This window comes from Klebsiella michiganensis, assembly GCF_002925905.1.
GTDB lineage: Bacteria > Pseudomonadota > Gammaproteobacteria > Enterobacterales > Enterobacteriaceae > Klebsiella > Klebsiella michiganensis.
Genome location: NZ_PRDB01000013.1, coordinates 159,677 through 174,025, shown reverse-complemented (window position 1 = coordinate 174,025; position 14,349 = coordinate 159,677). Strand labels below are relative to the sequence as shown.

Sequence of the window (14,349 nt, the reverse complement as noted above, 5' to 3'; positions counted from 1 at the left end):
AAAGATCGTATTGACATGCCAGGGTCTCAGACCCCGCCGGGTCCATATGGCACTCGCAGTAACGCACCCTATGATGTTGCCTTCCGTAAACAGTACAACGTCGGCACCCGGGAATTTAATATACATTTCGTGGCTCAATGGCTGGCCTGTCAACACCCCTGTCAACGCTTCGCCCCATACCTCACGGTATACAACGCATGACTCAGGGACCCTGTGGATTGCTGGTCCTTCAATGGTCGGGGACTTTCACCCCTTGATCTTTACCGGTCTCCCGGCGCACACTGTTTATATATACAGTACATCATATAATTTTAAAGCTGAAATACTTTTTTACTCAGCTAACCCTTTGATTAATCTATAACCTCATTCCTGCATTTTTCAGTACCACTGACGCCATTTGTCATCCTCCTGTAGACGCTGGTTCCGGTAGAACAGGCGCAGCCCGGCCCCAGATGGCAGACTTCCGCCACGCAGAAGCAGATCCACCTCCGTTTCACTCGCGTCAAATCCTCTAGACCGCAGCTCCGCATCAAGCTGCAGTTGTTGGTGTTCCGTAATTTCCTGTTTGTAGCCTTTACGGCGCTTCGGTTTGACCAGCCGCAGCCTTGCTGTCAGCTCACGCAGCTCTTTTTTACTCATGTTTTCGAAGTCCGGTAGCGCTGCAGGTTCTTCGCTGCCCGGTAATTCGCCCCCTGCCTGGTACATTTTTTCAACAGGGGGACAGTTATTGCCACGAGTCCAAGGGGCGCGAGCGCCCTGGTCGGCTGTCGCCTCCTGAACGTCAACGGCCTTACGAACCATTTTCCACTTCATTCCGTGCGTGCAGATCCGGCCCTCAACAATCGGGGACCAGATGCCATAGATACGGATGCCGTGATCGCCGTAGGTGCCAGGCTCATCGTTAAACTCATATGCGGTTCTGATAAGGTGATGTTTGCGGGGAACCATTACGCCGCCCTGTTTCATGATGTAAGTGGCAAAGCAGCCCGCGTCGGCAGCAGCCAGCACGGCATCCAGCCGCGCATTTTCCAGCACAGGCGCACCGACTTTTTTATCACACTGCGCTCTCGCGGCCTGCCCGGCTAGCAAACGCAGTTCGCGGTATGCCTGACGCCCGGGAATACCGAAGAAACGGAACTGTTGAACCCGGTGCAGGGATGCCCAGGCACTGACGTGCTCGGCGCTGTCGCGAAGTGATTTGCCGGTTTCTTTGCTGATCTCTTTTGCCAGTCCACGCCCGTCGATGTTCTTGCTGATGTATTTGGCGATGTAGCTGGTCGGGGTACCTTTACGAGGGTTGATGAGTTCAGACTTGAAGCGCGGGCCAGTATTGTTGCCCAGCTCGTCACGGTCCTCGCGAATGGCAAATTTACGCAGCAGAGCAGTTAGCGTGCGACGGTCTTTTTTGCGCATGAAGCACAGCAGATGCCAGTGCACAGTGCCGTCATGGTGAGGTTCAGCAACGCGGACGCCGTACCAGCGCAGCCCGGCTTTGTGCATGGCTTTGCGGAATGCGGCAAAGGTATCAACCAGGTAGTCACTGCTCTGCCGGACCGTTTCGCTGGTCCACTTCGGATTGGGCCTGCCGTTGTTCAGTGTGGCGTGGAAGCGTGACGGGCAGGTGATGGTATAAAATACGGCGCAGTCGCCGCGCATTTCTGCGATCAGCTCCAGTCCTTTCACACAGGCCATCATTTCATTACGACGATGCGCCGGGTTGCTGCTGCTGGCGTTCACCACGTCCTCCATATCCAGCGTGTCGCCGTCGGCATTGACCAGCTCGTGCGACTGGAAAAACTCCAGCGATTTACGGCGCTGCTCGCGTTTGTGGATCACGGCTTCATAACTGACGTATGGGGACGCTTTCCTGTTGACCAGGCAAACGGCGCGCAGCTGTTCTTCCCGCCACTCACAGCGCATCTGCCACAGCTTGCGATACCACCAGTCTGCACATAGCATACGCGCCAGCGAACCCGGAATAAGGTCATAGGGCACCGGCTTACGACGGCGTTTCTTACGGCGCAACTGTTCAAAGGCAGGTGGAATCACATCAAGGCGCATAGACTCTGCCGCTACTTTTTCCCATGACTGGCGAATTTGTTCAGGCTTGACGTCATCAGTCACTAACAGATCGCTGCAGGCGGCATCGAGACACATACTCATGTGCGCCGCAACCAGCGTGGACAACCGTTTGACCTGCTCCTGATTCATTTCCGGCAGTACCAGCAGCCCCTCCAGCCCTTCGTGGCTTGCCATAAACCTGAACGAGGCAGCCACCTGACTTTCACGCACGCGCTCCAGCCGTTCAAGACACGGTCGGATGGTTTCGCGCAGATAACGGGAATATGCTTTCGGCCTCCCCAACCCCTGGAAGAATTTAATCCTTTCCAGCAGTGGCTTGCTGACGTGGGCAGGTTCGGCGCTGACGTTAGCAAGAATGACTAAATCGGGATTGAAGCGCTGCTGCTCACGGGCCATTTTGACGCGACTGATGAGCTGGTCCTGTTCCATTTCACGCTGAACAGGGTCACGGGATTCATTGAAGAAATAGCGCTCCCAGACCTCATCACTCAGCACCTCACTGCGCAGCTGTTCCTGCTCGTTATCCGCAGCGTAGAGAGTGATCAGGTATGAAAGCGCAGACACCGGCGCAACTTCCGCCGGGTCCAGATAGGGGTTTACTACTTTTTTTGGGGCATTCCATGGGAAAACCCCGGCGGCCTCAGTCGGGCCGCCTTTATCTTTTGTTAATTCAGGCATCACTGACAGGCTCCGAAGCTCACAGCGCCCCTCGGGTGTAGTGCTTCCCTTTCAGTTCTGCGATTTCCTGACACGTCACGCAACACTGCACGCCCGGAATGGCTTGTCTGCGTGCTATTGGAATTGGCGCGTCGCAGTCGATGCAAAGAACGCGGGCAATGCCTGGCTTTCTGACGCGGGCGTTCTGAATATGGCGTTGAAGGTTCTCTTCGACGCGCTGCTGTACCAGATCCATGGAGTCCGCCATCAGTGCCAGTCCCCGCGTGATTCAGCTTCAAAACGGGCGACTTCACGACGCAGCAATTCTGCCGCCTCCACTCCGTTCATTCCCTCTTTGAGGATGTGGATCGCCAGTGCCTCCATGCGTATGGAAACGGCAAAGGCGCAGCTTTTACGCTCATCCAGGCGAGTCTCGTTAAACAGCTGGAATAAACCGGCATCATCCGGTCCGGTTTTGGTGATACGTGTTTCACTATTTCGCATAATCATTTCTCATGAATTTGGGCAAAAGAATGCCCGGCGGGTTTACGCCATTAATTTCTGTTTGGGGTTAATTCGGCATGGTTAGCCGTTTGGGAAATAAGCTCACCACTGCACGAAAATGATTCATTGCTTTTATCAGTTCCCGCGTTTCGTCAGTGGTCAGCTCATTAATGTTGACGCTGTGACGTTCTGCCGGAATTTTTGCCATGAAGAATATAGCGGCCAGTGCCCTCTCGTTCTGTTTGTGGTTAATGTCGCGTGGCTCGCGCATCTCATTAATAAACCGTTCCAGCTCCTGCTCAATATTCAGACCAAACACTTTTGCTCTCAGCTCCGCGATGTGGTTCAGCCCATTCAGGCGCTGACCGGTACTCAGTGGAACAGTCGCTGCAGGACCTTCAATAGCCATGGTTTCCCCTGTTGGATAGTGGACAGTTCGGCTAGAAGTGCATCCTGCGAGCGGCACGGATGCCAGCGCTTACCATCTTTCCCCATGATCCAGCCATGGCCGCAGTGCATTGCCGGGCTTTGCTTAACGAGAAGAGACGCAAATGAGGGTTCATTGTTCAGCATAAACACCTCAGCTCAGCCCAAACGAAGAACCAAGGCCCGTCACGGTATCGACGACACTGGCCATTGCTGGATTAGCCTGTAAACGAGCCTGCAGAGAAATAGCGGTAAGTGCCATTAGACGAGTAACAGAATTGACGCTTTCAACGACCTGGCGGCGGGTGGTCGCATTTAGCTGAACACCAGAAACCGCACTTGCAGCGACACGACCGATCTCGGCGGTGGCTTTCAGGACGTACTGCGGCATTTTCTCCCGTGCGACTTCATTGGTTGGCACACATGGCAGGCAGTGAATCTGAGCCAAGAACCCGTCAACCAGCGTTGAGTCTTCGGTGAGATCGGTCAGCAGCCAAATATCAGGTGCTGTGAGCTGATGCGGCTGCTCAGGGTTAAGCTTATTACGCAGGGTTTGAACGTTCATACCTGCACGTTCTGCCAACTTCGCCATGTTGTGGCGTATAGCGAAAGCCCGGCAAGCTTCATTGAAATAAGGATGTTTTGATATGCGATAGTCAAACATAGTCAGTTGCTCCATGAAGTCTCAAAATGGAACTAGTTGATAGTCACATTGCAATCTGAGAGTGCATCAACGGTTAAAGCGACGATGTTAATCATTACCTTTTCACGCTTCTTATCTTTACGAAGGCGATGACGAGGCAACCGACCATCTGCAAGCATGTCGTTTATGGTGTCAACAGGCAGCCCAGTTAGCTCGCTATAGCGTTCAATTGTGACATGCGGTGTGTTTAGAGTGATTGAAATATTAGGGGTCATGATGCAACATCTCCTATTGGCTTGTGGTGAGCCGTTTGTAATCGTGACAAGTCCCCAAATGGGAACAAAACAGATACTAGGATCGCATAAGAGATATGTCAACATCAAAGTACCCAAATGAGATCAAAATAAATCCCAATCAGGGAGGAAAAGCTGCGATTGAACGATTGGTAGAGGCGTATGGTTTTACAACTCGGCAGGCATTAGCCGATCACCTAGATGTCTCAAAGAGCACTTTGGCTAACAGGTACATGCGGGACACGTTCCCTGCTGACTGGATAATCCAGTGCGCCCTCGAAACTGGTGTATCTCTCAATTGGTTAACCACTGGGCAGGGTCTTAAGCAAAGCTCGAAAACAGCGACTACTGAAGAACTGGCGCAGTTTTCCTTCACTGCTGGCAAAATGGTTGAAGATGGTTCTTGCGTTTTTGACGCATCATTTCTTCCTACCAATCTTTCATCCCCGATTGTTGTTCGTGATGGCCGTACCACATACATCTGTGATCAAAAATTCACGGAAGTATTAGATGGGCATTGGTTGATCAATATCGATGGGACCTATTCCGTTAGACTGATTACGAGACTGCCAAAAGGCATGATTAAAATCTCTACTGCAGAAAATAGTTTTGAGTGTGCTTTTTCAGATATAGAAGTCATTGCATGTATAAGAAGCACAACAGTTACATACTGATTCAGTAAAAGGATTTAAAAATGGATTTGTTTCTTGTTGTAGTTTTGCTGTTAGCCTTACTCGCCCCCATTCTGGCTGTCATTTTGCTCAAGAAGAGCAAACAACATAAGATCGAGATCGAGGCACTTAATCATCAAAAGATAGCTCTTTCGAATGAATTGAGTGAAAGCCAAGAACATTTAGCGAACGCTGTTCGAGAGCACTCAGAACTGGAAGGAAGAGCTGCTCCTTTGTGGCAATATGAAGAACTGCATAGTGCTGTTCTGAATGCAGAAAAGACGATAAAAACAGCAGACTCGATTGCTAAGAGCACAGTAAATGAAGCACAACTTAAAGCCTCCAGCATCGTTTTAGAAGCAAATAATCAAGCCCGACTAACGATAAGTAATGCCAACAACGAAGCAGTTGTAATAACTAAAGATGCTCGCGATGCTCGCTTAAAAGCCAAGGAACGATTGGATAACGCCAATAGTAGGGCCGATGAGCTAATCTCCAATGCTAACGACAATGCAATGAAAATAGTCGCTGATGCAGAGAGCAGAGCAAAAGAAATCGCTGGTTCTGCATATGAAGCGAAAGAATTTGCAGAAACCTACCAAGCTGTAGCCAAGTCAATGAAAAATAAAATTGAAGGTTACGGTGATGAATGGATTGTTCCAAACCGAAGCGTTCTGGATGAACTTGCTGAGAATTATGAATTTACTGATGCAGGCAGAGAACTTCAAAAAGCCAGAGAGTTAACAAAATCTTTAATCAAAACGAGCAAAGCGGCAAGTTGTGACTATGTCGAACCTAATAGACGTAACACTGCAATAAAATTTGTATTAGATGCGTTTAATGGAAAAGTTGATAGTACACTTTCTAAAATCAAACATAACAATTACGGTAAACTTTCCCAGGAAATTAAAGACGCATTTCAACTTGTGAATTATAACGGCTCAGCATTTAGGTCGGCTAAGATAACTGATATATACTTACAAGCCCGACTCAACGAACTGAAATGGGGCGTTGCAGTTAATGAAATTATGCTCGAAGAAAAAGAAGAACAAAGGCGCATCAAAGAGCAGTTACGCGAAGAAGAGAAAGCACGTCGAGAATACGAAAGAGCGATAAAAGAAGCCGAGAAAGAAGAAAAAGCAATTCAGCAGGCTATAGACAAGGCGACTAAAGAGCTAATGCTTGCAGGTGAAGAGCAACGACTCGCTCTTGAGCAGAAACTGGCTGAATTACAAATTAAATTCGAAGAGGCTGAGGCCAAAAACCAACGAGCCATTTCGATGGCTCAACAAACACGCTCAGGCCATGTCTATGTTATTAGTAATATAGGTTCGTTCGGTGAGGATGTGTACAAAATTGGTATGACGCGTCGCCTTGAACCTCTAGACCGTGTTCGTGAACTTGGTGATGCCAGTGTTCCATTCGCCTTTGATGTACATGCAATGATCTACAGTGATGATGCACCATCATTAGAGAATCACTTGCATAAAGTATTTAATGAAAAACAGGTTAACAAGGTCAATTCTCGGAAAGAATTCTTTAATGTCGGCATTAAGGATATTAAATCTACTGTAGCCAATATGAATATCGATGCGCATTGGACGATGTTTGCCGATGCCAAAGAATATAGAGAATCTCTCGCAATTGAGAATGAACGCACAGCAGCGCAGGCTGCAAATGAAGAACTCGTTGTTGCCTGATATATGTGATTTCACATAATCATACATTGACCACTGTTTGTATATACAGTTAAATTTAGCCCTCAGACATGAGGGCTTTTTTATGGCAGTACGAAAACTCGACACAGGAAAATGGATTTGCGAATGCTATCCCGCCGGACGTAGTGGGCGTCGTGTGCGTAAGCAGTTCGCCACCAAAGGCGAAGCGCTGGCTTTTGAGCGTCATACTATGGATGAGGCAGATGCTAAGCCTTGGCTGGGTGAATCGATTGACCGTCGGACTCTGAAAGACGTGGTTGAACTCTGGTTCAAACTGCACGGCAAATCCTTGACCGCGGGTGAGCATGTTTACGACAAGCTGCTCCTTATGGTTGATGCACTCGGAAACCCTCTTGCTACTGATCTCAGCTCTAAGTTGTTCGCGCATTACCGTGACAAACGCCTAACGGGTGAAATCTATTTTAGCGAAAAGTGGAAGAAAGGAGCCAGCCCGGTCACTATCAATCTGGAGCAAAGCTATCTGAGCAGTGTTTTTAGCGAGCTGGCCCGTCTTGGAGAATGGGCTGCGCCAAACCCACTGGAAAGCATGCGCAAGTTCACCATTGCCGAAAAAGAGATGGCATGGCTGACGCATGAACAGATCACAGAGCTACTATACGACTGCCAACGCCAAAGCCCCCTGCTCGCTTTGGTCGTTAAAATCTGCTTGAGTACCGGAGCACGCTGGCGCGAAGCGGTGAACCTCACTCGCTCTCAGGTCACGAAGTACCGAATCACGTTCGTCAGGACCAAAGGCAAAAAGAACCGAAGCATTCCGATTAGCAAAGAGCTTTACGAGGAAATCATTGCCCTAGACGGCTTCAAGTTCTTTACGGATTGCTACTTCCAGTTTTTGTCTGTGATGGACAAAACCTCCATAGTGCTTCCTCGTGGCCAGCTTACCCACGTTCTACGCCATACGTTCGCAGCACACTTTATGATGTCGGGCGGCAATATCCTTGCCCTGCAGAAAATCCTCGGCCATCACGACATTAAAATGACCATGCGCTATGCTCACCTGGCTCCAGACCACCTTGAAACCGCTTTACGCTTCAATCCCTTGGCAACCCTTAAGGCCAATGATGTGCTAATCATATAAAAAAAAGTTCTTGTTGAAATTAATTTTCAATTTAAAAACAAACAACTAACTGTTACATTTACGCTATCAAAATAGTGATCAAACAAAGTTTTAAAAGGAACTGGACCATCAATTTATGAAAAAAGTGCTTACCTACTTTTATGAACATCCCGTGTTCGCTGCATTAAGTACATTCAGTATTTATTTATTGATAGTATTTTTATTAACAACTTTCTTTCCTTGGTTAAGCACTCATATACTACCGAATACCTTTGCCGGCCTTTATAATAAACAATTCTGGGAAGGGGTTTTAGTAAACCTAAACTCATCAGTAGTTGACTTTTTTGTTTTTGGGGTAATCTTATTCTATTTCCACAAAAAGGGAGAGAGCAATTCCATTGTATCTTCGATGCTTGATGAATTAAGTGACATTGCTAAATATGACGACATCCAGCTAAACTTAAGGAAAGTAGGAATATTAAAAAGACTATCATCACTTGGTCATGATATATATACACTACATCGAATCGCAATTGGAGGCGATGGAGTTGAAATTCGTGATGTTAAGATAAGAAAATCGGATCTTACTGCTTTGAATGCGAAAAAAGTATATATAAACACACTTTCTGTAATTGAAACTTCTTTAAGATCGTCAGATTTTTCAGAAAGCAAAATAAGAAACGCAAGGTTTGAGCATTGTAATTTTAGAAATACTAATTTTGAAAGAACGACATCTGTGGGGAATAAATTCAATAACTGTGATTTTAAAAATACAAACTTCAAAAACAGTAACTTTAAAAGTTCAATTTTTGTAGGTTCGAGTTTTGAAGGTGTAAATTTTGAAGGTTGCAATTTAAATCGTACAAACTTAAAAAACGCTACAAATATAGATATAACTGAACTATGTAAGGCGTCCGATCTTCATTATATAATTGCGGAACAAAACATAATTAGTCAAATTAAAATAATGAGGCCAGATGTTAAATTTTCCAAATGATATGAGGAAGTGGGGGAATTGAACCCCGTGGCTGAAGCAAGCTTCAGTTGACCAGCATCTCCTCTGTCTTCTATTTGATGATAAAGCTCTCTCAATGTCAATAATGTTTCGATGATTGAGTAACGGATGAGACATACTTAACAGCTTCAAGAGTTTGTGCTTAACCGCCCATTTGAAAATGGCGACAAAGTGGCGGCAGCGGTTGGCAATACCCCGTAATCGTCACTTCTCACCACCAAACTAACTTATTGATTATCTTGCAAGTTGTTGTTTTTACTAACCCGTTTACATAAATGGGTTTTTTGTTTTCTGCGCCCCGCTCACGCTCCCGCCAGCCGGTCTACCATCAGTCGAATCGCTTCTCTCGATAGCGGCGCTCTGTCAGTCACGAAGTGCAGCGTCATCCCCTCGATAAAGGCGTCAAGCCCGCGGGCCGTGGCCGGTTCAAACCACTGCTCAAGGGTCCGCTGGCTGCGCAGCATCCAGTTCTGCATGACCGCTTTTAAATTCGGCTGGCTGCTGCAAAAAGCATACAGCTGATACATCAGCCCCATATTGCGCGCGGTGGTCACCTGGGCGCTAAAAATCAGCTCCGCAATGGCGTCACAGGCCTCTTCGCGGCTATGCACATCGGCAAAAAACTGCTGATACTGCGCCGACATCTGGCCGGTAAACAGGCTGAACGCCTCTTCGACCAGCGCCTCAATGCCGCTGAAATAGTAGGTCAGCGAGCCCAGCGGCACGCCCGCGCAGGTGGCGATTTTCCGGTGCGTGACCGCGTGGATACCGTGTATCGCGATCGTGTCCAGCGTCGCCTGCAAAATCCGCTCCCGCCGCTGCGGGTCGTTTGGTCGACGGGCCATCCCCTTTTCCTCTTTCATTTAAACAGATACTGAATCCCACGGCGTACGCGTCAAATATGCCTCAGGCTGAATCGAATCATAGAGGTCAATAAAAAAGCATTCCGCGGCAGCCTGCCTGGATGTACAAATGTACACAACCTTGCTACTGTTGTCTGCATCTCTTCACTCTCGGGCATTTACGGATGACAGCGCAAACCTCCCGCAGAGCCCTCCAGCTAAGGCTGTGGGCGCTCTTCATGTTCTTTTTTATCCCCGGATTACTCATGGCCTCATGGGCGACCCGCACGCCGGCGATTCGCGATCTGCTCGCGCTATCGACGGCGGAAATGGGGATTGTATTATTTGGACTATCAATAGGTTCGATGAGCGGCATCCTCTGCTCAGCGTGGCTGGTCAATCGATTCGGCACCCGTAAAGTGATTCGCGCCACCATGTCCTGCGCGGTGGTCGGCATGCTGGTGCTCAGCGCCGCGCTATGGTTTACCTCGGCGGTGCTGTTTGCTATCGGCTTAGCCATCTTCGGCGCCAGCTTTGGCTCCGCGGAAGTGGCCATTAACGTCGAAGGCGCCGCCGTTGAACGTGAGATGAATAAAACCGTCCTGCCGATGATGCATGGTTTCTACAGCTTCGGTACGCTCATCGGCGCCGGGATTGGTATGGCGGTAACCGGCTTCGGCCTGCCCGCCGCGCCGCACATCCTGCTGGCGGCGCTGGTGGCCGTCGCCCCCATTGCTATCGCCATTCGCGCGATCCCTGAAGGCACCGGCAAAAATGCGGCGGAAGCGGCGCGCCATGAAGGCAAAGGCCTGCCGATATGGCGCGATGCCCAGCTGCTGCTGATTGGCGTGATCGTCCTGGCCATGGCCTTTGCTGAAGGCTCCGCCAACGACTGGCTGCCGCTGCTGATGGTTGACGGCCACGGCTTCAGCCCAACCTCCGGCTCGCTGATTTACGCAGGCTTCACCCTCGGCATGACCCTTGGCCGCTTTACCGGCGGCTGGTTTATTGACCGCTACAGCCGGGTGACGGTGGTTCGCGCCAGCGCGGTAATGGGCGCCCTGGGCATTGGCCTGATTATTTTCGTCGATAACCCGTGGGTCGCCGGACTCTCCGTACTATTATGGGGCCTCGGCGCGTCGCTGGGCTTCCCGCTGACCATTTCTGCCGCCAGCGACACCGGCCCCGATGCGCCGAAGCGCGTCAGCGTGGTGGCGATTACCGGCTACCTCGCCTTCCTCGTCGGGCCGCCGCTGCTGGGCTTTCTCGGCGAACACTTCGGCCTGCGCAGCGCCATGATGGTGGTGCTGGCACTCGTGCTGGTCGCGGCCATCGTCGCCCGCGCGGTAGCGAAGCCACAATCTGAACCCGTGATGGAGAACAGTTAATGAGCATCAAAATGATTGCGGTAGACATGGACGGCACCTTTCTGAGCGATGCCAAAACCTATAACCGTCAGCGCTTCCTCGCCCAGTATCAACGGATGCGCGAGCAGGGCATCCGCTTCGTCGTTGCCAGCGGCAACCAGTATTACCAGCTTATCTCCTTCTTCCCCGAAGTGGCCCATGAGATAGCCTTTGTCGCCGAAAACGGCGGCTGGGTGGTCAGCGCCGGCGAGGACGTGTTTAACTGCCGGATGCCGCAGGAGCATTTCAATACTGTTATCGACCATCTCCAGACGCTGACCAACATTGAAATCATCGCCTGCGGTAAGCGCAGCGCTTATACCCTCAACCAGTATAATGATGAGCTGAAAGCGGTCGCGGCGAAGTACTATCATCGCCTCGAACTGGTCGACGATTTTAATCATATTGCTGATGATGAGATTCTGAAATTCGGCCTCAACGTGCCGGACCAGCTGATCCCGCAGATACAGCCGAAGCTGCACGCCGCGCTTGGCGATATGGTGACCGCGGTCGCTACCGGCTACGGCAGCATTGACCTGATTATTCCCGGCGTGCATAAAGCTAACGGACTGCGCATCCTGCAGGAACGCTGGGGGATCGAGAACCATGAAGTGGTGGCGTTTGGCGATAGCGGCAACGATATCGAAATGCTGCAGCAGGCCGGCTTCGGTTTCGCCATGGCCAACGCCGCCGCGCCGGTGAAGGCCGTCGCCGGCTACCGCGCGCCGCACAATAACGAAGAAGGCGTGCTGCATATTATTGATAAAGTGCTTAATCGCGAAGCGCCGTTCGCCTGAGGCCGCGCCTGCTGCGGCGCGTAACGTCGCAGCAGGGCATCTGAAGATTACTGCGGTTCGAGGGAGCTGCCTACGCGTTTATCCTTCAGGAAGTAGACCGTCATCGCCAGCCAGAGCACCCCGCTCAGCAGGTTGAGCAAGCTGAAGAGTCCGCTGCCGCCAGCCTCATAGGCGTGCTTGCTCACTTCGATACCCACGGTAAAGATCAGCATTTGCAGCATCCCCATCGCCGCCGACACCGTTCCCTTGCTCATCTCGCTGGCAAACAGCGTCAGGCGTACCAGCCCGGCGTTAGCGAGCCCAATCCCGAAGGCGTAAACGCTCAGCCCGGCGGTCATCCACAAATACGCGTGGGTTGACGCCACCGTCGCGACGGCGGAGATCAGCAGGCCGATCATAATTGGCCAGCCGCCGAGAATAATCAGCGAACGCACCGTCTTGCGGGAAGTCTGGCGCGCCAGCACCAGGTTACCGGCAATCAGCGCGCCAAATATCGGCACCTGCAGCAGACCATACTCGTAGCTGGTCGCCTGCTCGCCGCTGATGATGATCACCGGCGATTGGGCAATCCACGCCAGCAGCGGCAGGCTGACAAAGCCGGTGGCCAGCGCGCCGGCGACAAAGCGCAGGTTTTTCAGCACCTCACGATAATCACGCCCCAGCTCTTTAACCGATAGCTTCTCGCCCATGCGGGTGGCGGTTTCCGGCATCGCCTTCTGTAGCCCAAAAAAGGCGATAGCGGCCAGCACGGCAAACAGGACAAACATCATCTCCCACGGCAGGAGATGAACCCAGGCCGCGCCCACCAGCGGCCCAAGCAGCGGCGCAATCAGCGCGACGTTGGCCATCAGCGCCGTGATCTTGATGCACACCGCCTCTTCAAAAGACTCCTGTATCGCCGCATAGCCAACCGCGCCGATAAAGCACAGGCTGATGCCCTGCAAAAAGCGCAGCAGCGTGAACTGCTCAATCGTCTGCGCCAGCAGCGTCGCCAGGCAGGTCACGATAAACCATACCACCCCGGTCAGCATGACCGGACGGCGGCCGATGCGATCCGAAAGCGGCCCCAGCAGCCACTGCAAAAACATACCGCCGGCCAGATAGGCGGTCATTGAGGTCGGAACCCACTCATTGCCCACGCCAAACTCTTCCACCACCGAGAGCATTCCCGGCTGGATCATGTCATTGCCGATATAGGTGGCGAATTCGTATAACACCAGGCACAGCGGAAAGAGCAGCGCCTGACGTCCGAGGCGTTTGCCTGAAAGCGAAGAATTGTGCATGAAATCTCTTATTTAAATAAAACCGCGCAAAGTTTAATGAAAGTCGTGCCGGGGAGATAGTGAATTGTGAGCGATGAAGAGAAATATCGCCACGCAGAGACCGCGTCGCCATCACCGAATGAAAATCCCACTGTATATATTTCGTTTATGTTTCAATTAGATTACAGGCTATATACTCCTTTACTCAGTCTGTTAACGAAGCCACATACGCACTTTCATTCATAACAAACTGATAATTAAGACAATACTGCTTTACCTTATCGCCACCGTTTTTTAAGGTGGGCGGCTTGTTGCTAACGGACCCAAGAGCCTGGATGTATGCTGGAAAATATTAACTACTCGCTGTTTGCATTCCTCAATGCCACCCCCGCGTCGCCGTGGTGGGCAATTGAAATCGCGACGTTTATCGCCAAAGACCTGATTATTATTGTGCCATTATTGGTATTCGCCTTATGGCTTTGGGGGCCAAACCAGCGTCAGCTAGTATTTAAGGTGATGATGGCGCTCGCGATTAGCCTCACGCTTTCATGGATATTCGGCGTGTTTTTTCCGCATGAACGTCCGTTTGCCGCCGGTGTGGGCTATAACTTCCTGCATCATTCACCCAATAACTCCTTCCCAAGCAATCACGGTACTATCTGCTTTACCTTTGCGCTGGCCTTTATGTTCTGGCACCGCCTGTGGTCGGGCGCGCTGCTTATCGCCGTTGCCTGCGCGATTGCCTGGGCCCGGGTCTATCTCGGCGTTCACTGGCCGATGGACATGCTGGGCGGGCTTCTCACCGCGATGCTCGCCTGCCTTAGCGCCCAACTGCTGTGGCAAAGCGGCGGAAAAACCCTCTATCAGCATCTGCAGCGGCTGTACCGCCTGTTCTTTTCGCTGCCGATTCGCAAAGGCTGGGTGCGCGAATAGACGTTCCTGACCAGCCGGTAAA

Annotated in this window: 16 protein-coding genes; 7 read left to right on the top strand and 9 right to left on the bottom strand. The window is 51.0% G+C overall.

The features are described from left to right. Window positions 1-378: 378 nt before the first annotated feature. The 7 genes from CDA56_RS22965 to CDA56_RS22935 all read right to left on the bottom strand — a co-directional run bounded on the left by CDA56_RS22965 (window position 379) and on the right by CDA56_RS22935 (window position 4,587). Window positions 379-2,760, bottom strand: a complete 2,382-nt coding sequence (locus tag CDA56_RS22965; protein ID WP_103815394.1) for a replication endonuclease — start codon at window positions 2,758-2,760, stop codon at window positions 379-381. A gap of 19 nt (window positions 2,761-2,779) precedes the next feature. Next, window positions 2,780-3,007, bottom strand: coding sequence for a TraR/DksA family transcriptional regulator (locus CDA56_RS22960; RefSeq protein WP_103815392.1), 228 nt, complete (start codon window positions 3,005-3,007; stop codon window positions 2,780-2,782). Further along, window positions 3,007-3,243: a DUF2732 family protein gene (locus CDA56_RS22955; RefSeq protein ID WP_103815398.1), complete on the bottom strand. Its 237-nt coding sequence runs from the start codon at window positions 3,241-3,243 to the stop codon at window positions 3,007-3,009. The genes CDA56_RS22960 and CDA56_RS22955 overlap by 1 nt, the downstream gene beginning before the upstream one ends. A 67-nt stretch (window positions 3,244-3,310) precedes the next feature. Further along, window positions 3,311-3,652 (bottom strand): DUF5347 domain-containing protein, encoded by a 342-nt coding sequence (locus CDA56_RS22950; RefSeq protein WP_103815390.1) that lies wholly within the window; start codon window positions 3,650-3,652, stop codon window positions 3,311-3,313. Next, window positions 3,616-3,816: a phage filamentation protein Fil family protein gene (locus CDA56_RS22945; RefSeq protein WP_103815388.1), complete on the bottom strand. Its 201-nt coding sequence runs from the start codon at window positions 3,814-3,816 to the stop codon at window positions 3,616-3,618. The genes CDA56_RS22950 and CDA56_RS22945 overlap by 37 nt, the downstream gene beginning before the upstream one ends. Window positions 3,817-3,823: 7 nt before the next feature. Then, entirely contained in the window at window positions 3,824-4,333 is a 510-nt protein-coding gene (locus tag CDA56_RS22940) for a phage regulatory CII family protein (RefSeq protein ID WP_103815386.1), read from the bottom strand. A 32-nt stretch (window positions 4,334-4,365) separates the two neighbouring features. Then, complete coding sequence (locus CDA56_RS22935) at window positions 4,366-4,587, bottom strand: MerR family transcriptional regulator (protein WP_012016743.1); 222 nt, start codon at window positions 4,585-4,587, stop codon at window positions 4,366-4,368. A 95-nt stretch (window positions 4,588-4,682) separates the two neighbouring features. Between CDA56_RS22935 and CDA56_RS22930 the strand changes: the two genes are divergently transcribed. The 4 genes from CDA56_RS22930 (at window position 4,683) to CDA56_RS22915 (ending at window position 9,069) form a co-directional block, all read left to right on the top strand. Next, the gene (locus CDA56_RS22930; protein WP_103815384.1) at window positions 4,683-5,279 is read left to right on the top strand and encodes a phage repressor protein CI; all 597 of its coding nucleotides are present in this window, start codon (window positions 4,683-4,685) and stop codon (window positions 5,277-5,279) included. Window positions 5,280-5,299: 20 nt separating this feature from the next. Then, entirely contained in the window at window positions 5,300-6,976 is a 1,677-nt protein-coding gene (locus CDA56_RS22925) for an SNIPE associated domain-containing protein (RefSeq protein ID WP_103815382.1), read from the top strand. An 82-nt stretch (window positions 6,977-7,058) separates the two neighbouring features. After that, a complete protein-coding gene (locus CDA56_RS22920; protein ID WP_103815380.1) occupies window positions 7,059-8,093 on the top strand; it encodes a phage integrase in 1,035 nt (344 codons plus the stop codon). Between the two features lie 115 nt (window positions 8,094-8,208). Further along, window positions 8,209-9,069: a pentapeptide repeat-containing protein gene (locus CDA56_RS22915; RefSeq protein ID WP_103815378.1), complete on the top strand. Its 861-nt coding sequence runs from the start codon at window positions 8,209-8,211 to the stop codon at window positions 9,067-9,069. Between the two features lie 320 nt (window positions 9,070-9,389). On the opposite strand, the gene CDA56_RS22910 is transcribed toward CDA56_RS22915, so the two are convergent. Continuing rightward, window positions 9,390-9,932: a TetR/AcrR family transcriptional regulator gene (locus CDA56_RS22910; protein ID WP_048261089.1), complete on the bottom strand. Its 543-nt coding sequence runs from the start codon at window positions 9,930-9,932 to the stop codon at window positions 9,390-9,392. A 182-nt stretch (window positions 9,933-10,114) separates the two neighbouring features. Here CDA56_RS22910 and CDA56_RS22905 point away from each other — a divergent pair, with 182 nt between their 5' ends. Together CDA56_RS22905 and CDA56_RS22900 are read left to right on the top strand one after the other, a co-directional pair. Beyond that, window positions 10,115-11,317 (top strand): MFS transporter, encoded by a 1,203-nt coding sequence (locus CDA56_RS22905; RefSeq protein WP_025108032.1) that lies wholly within the window; start codon window positions 10,115-10,117, stop codon window positions 11,315-11,317. Continuing rightward, entirely contained in the window at window positions 11,317-12,132 is an 816-nt protein-coding gene (locus CDA56_RS22900; RefSeq protein ID WP_104011431.1) for a Cof-type HAD-IIB family hydrolase, read from the top strand. The genes CDA56_RS22905 and CDA56_RS22900 overlap by 1 nt, the downstream gene beginning before the upstream one ends. 47 nt (window positions 12,133-12,179) lie before the next feature. Here the strand turns inward: CDA56_RS22900 and CDA56_RS22895 are convergent, their stop codons facing one another. Then, window positions 12,180-13,415, bottom strand: coding sequence for an MFS transporter (locus CDA56_RS22895; RefSeq protein WP_032748874.1), 1,236 nt, complete (start codon window positions 13,413-13,415; stop codon window positions 12,180-12,182). 318 nt (window positions 13,416-13,733) lie between these two features. Between CDA56_RS22895 and ybjG the strand changes: the two genes are divergently transcribed. After that, entirely contained in the window at window positions 13,734-14,327 is a 594-nt protein-coding gene (gene ybjG, locus CDA56_RS22890) for an undecaprenyl-diphosphate phosphatase (RefSeq protein WP_103815376.1), read from the top strand. Window positions 14,328-14,349: the final 22 nt, after the last annotated feature.

Excerpts from the sequence above, each read along its gene's own strand:
- CDA56_RS22965 (WP_103815394.1), bottom strand. The coding sequence starts at position 2,760 with ATGCCTGAATTAACAAAAGATAAAGGCGGCCCGACTGAGGCCGCCGGG.
- CDA56_RS22960 (WP_103815392.1), bottom strand. The coding sequence starts at position 3,007 with ATGGCGGACTCCATGGATCTGGTACAGCAGCGCGTCGAAGAGAACCTT.
- CDA56_RS22955 (WP_103815398.1), bottom strand. The coding sequence starts at position 3,243 with ATGCGAAATAGTGAAACACGTATCACCAAAACCGGACCGGATGATGCC.
- CDA56_RS22950 (WP_103815390.1), bottom strand. The coding sequence starts at position 3,652 with ATGGCTATTGAAGGTCCTGCAGCGACTGTTCCACTGAGTACCGGTCAG.
- CDA56_RS22945 (WP_103815388.1), bottom strand. The coding sequence starts at position 3,816 with ATGCTGAACAATGAACCCTCATTTGCGTCTCTTCTCGTTAAGCAAAGC.
- CDA56_RS22940 (WP_103815386.1), bottom strand. The coding sequence starts at position 4,333 with ATGTTTGACTATCGCATATCAAAACATCCTTATTTCAATGAAGCTTGC.
- CDA56_RS22935 (WP_012016743.1), bottom strand. The coding sequence starts at position 4,587 with ATGACCCCTAATATTTCAATCACTCTAAACACACCGCATGTCACAATT.
- CDA56_RS22930 (WP_103815384.1), top strand. The coding sequence starts at position 4,683 with ATGTCAACATCAAAGTACCCAAATGAGATCAAAATAAATCCCAATCAG.
- CDA56_RS22925 (WP_103815382.1), top strand. The coding sequence starts at position 5,300 with ATGGATTTGTTTCTTGTTGTAGTTTTGCTGTTAGCCTTACTCGCCCCC.
- CDA56_RS22920 (WP_103815380.1), top strand. The coding sequence starts at position 7,059 with ATGGCAGTACGAAAACTCGACACAGGAAAATGGATTTGCGAATGCTAT.
- CDA56_RS22915 (WP_103815378.1), top strand. The coding sequence starts at position 8,209 with ATGAAAAAAGTGCTTACCTACTTTTATGAACATCCCGTGTTCGCTGCA.
- CDA56_RS22910 (WP_048261089.1), bottom strand. The coding sequence starts at position 9,932 with ATGGCCCGTCGACCAAACGACCCGCAGCGGCGGGAGCGGATTTTGCAG.
- CDA56_RS22905 (WP_025108032.1), top strand. The coding sequence starts at position 10,115 with ATGACAGCGCAAACCTCCCGCAGAGCCCTCCAGCTAAGGCTGTGGGCG.
- CDA56_RS22900 (WP_104011431.1), top strand. The coding sequence starts at position 11,317 with ATGAGCATCAAAATGATTGCGGTAGACATGGACGGCACCTTTCTGAGC.
- CDA56_RS22895 (WP_032748874.1), bottom strand. The coding sequence starts at position 13,415 with ATGCACAATTCTTCGCTTTCAGGCAAACGCCTCGGACGTCAGGCGCTG.
- ybjG (WP_103815376.1), top strand. The coding sequence starts at position 13,734 with ATGCTGGAAAATATTAACTACTCGCTGTTTGCATTCCTCAATGCCACC.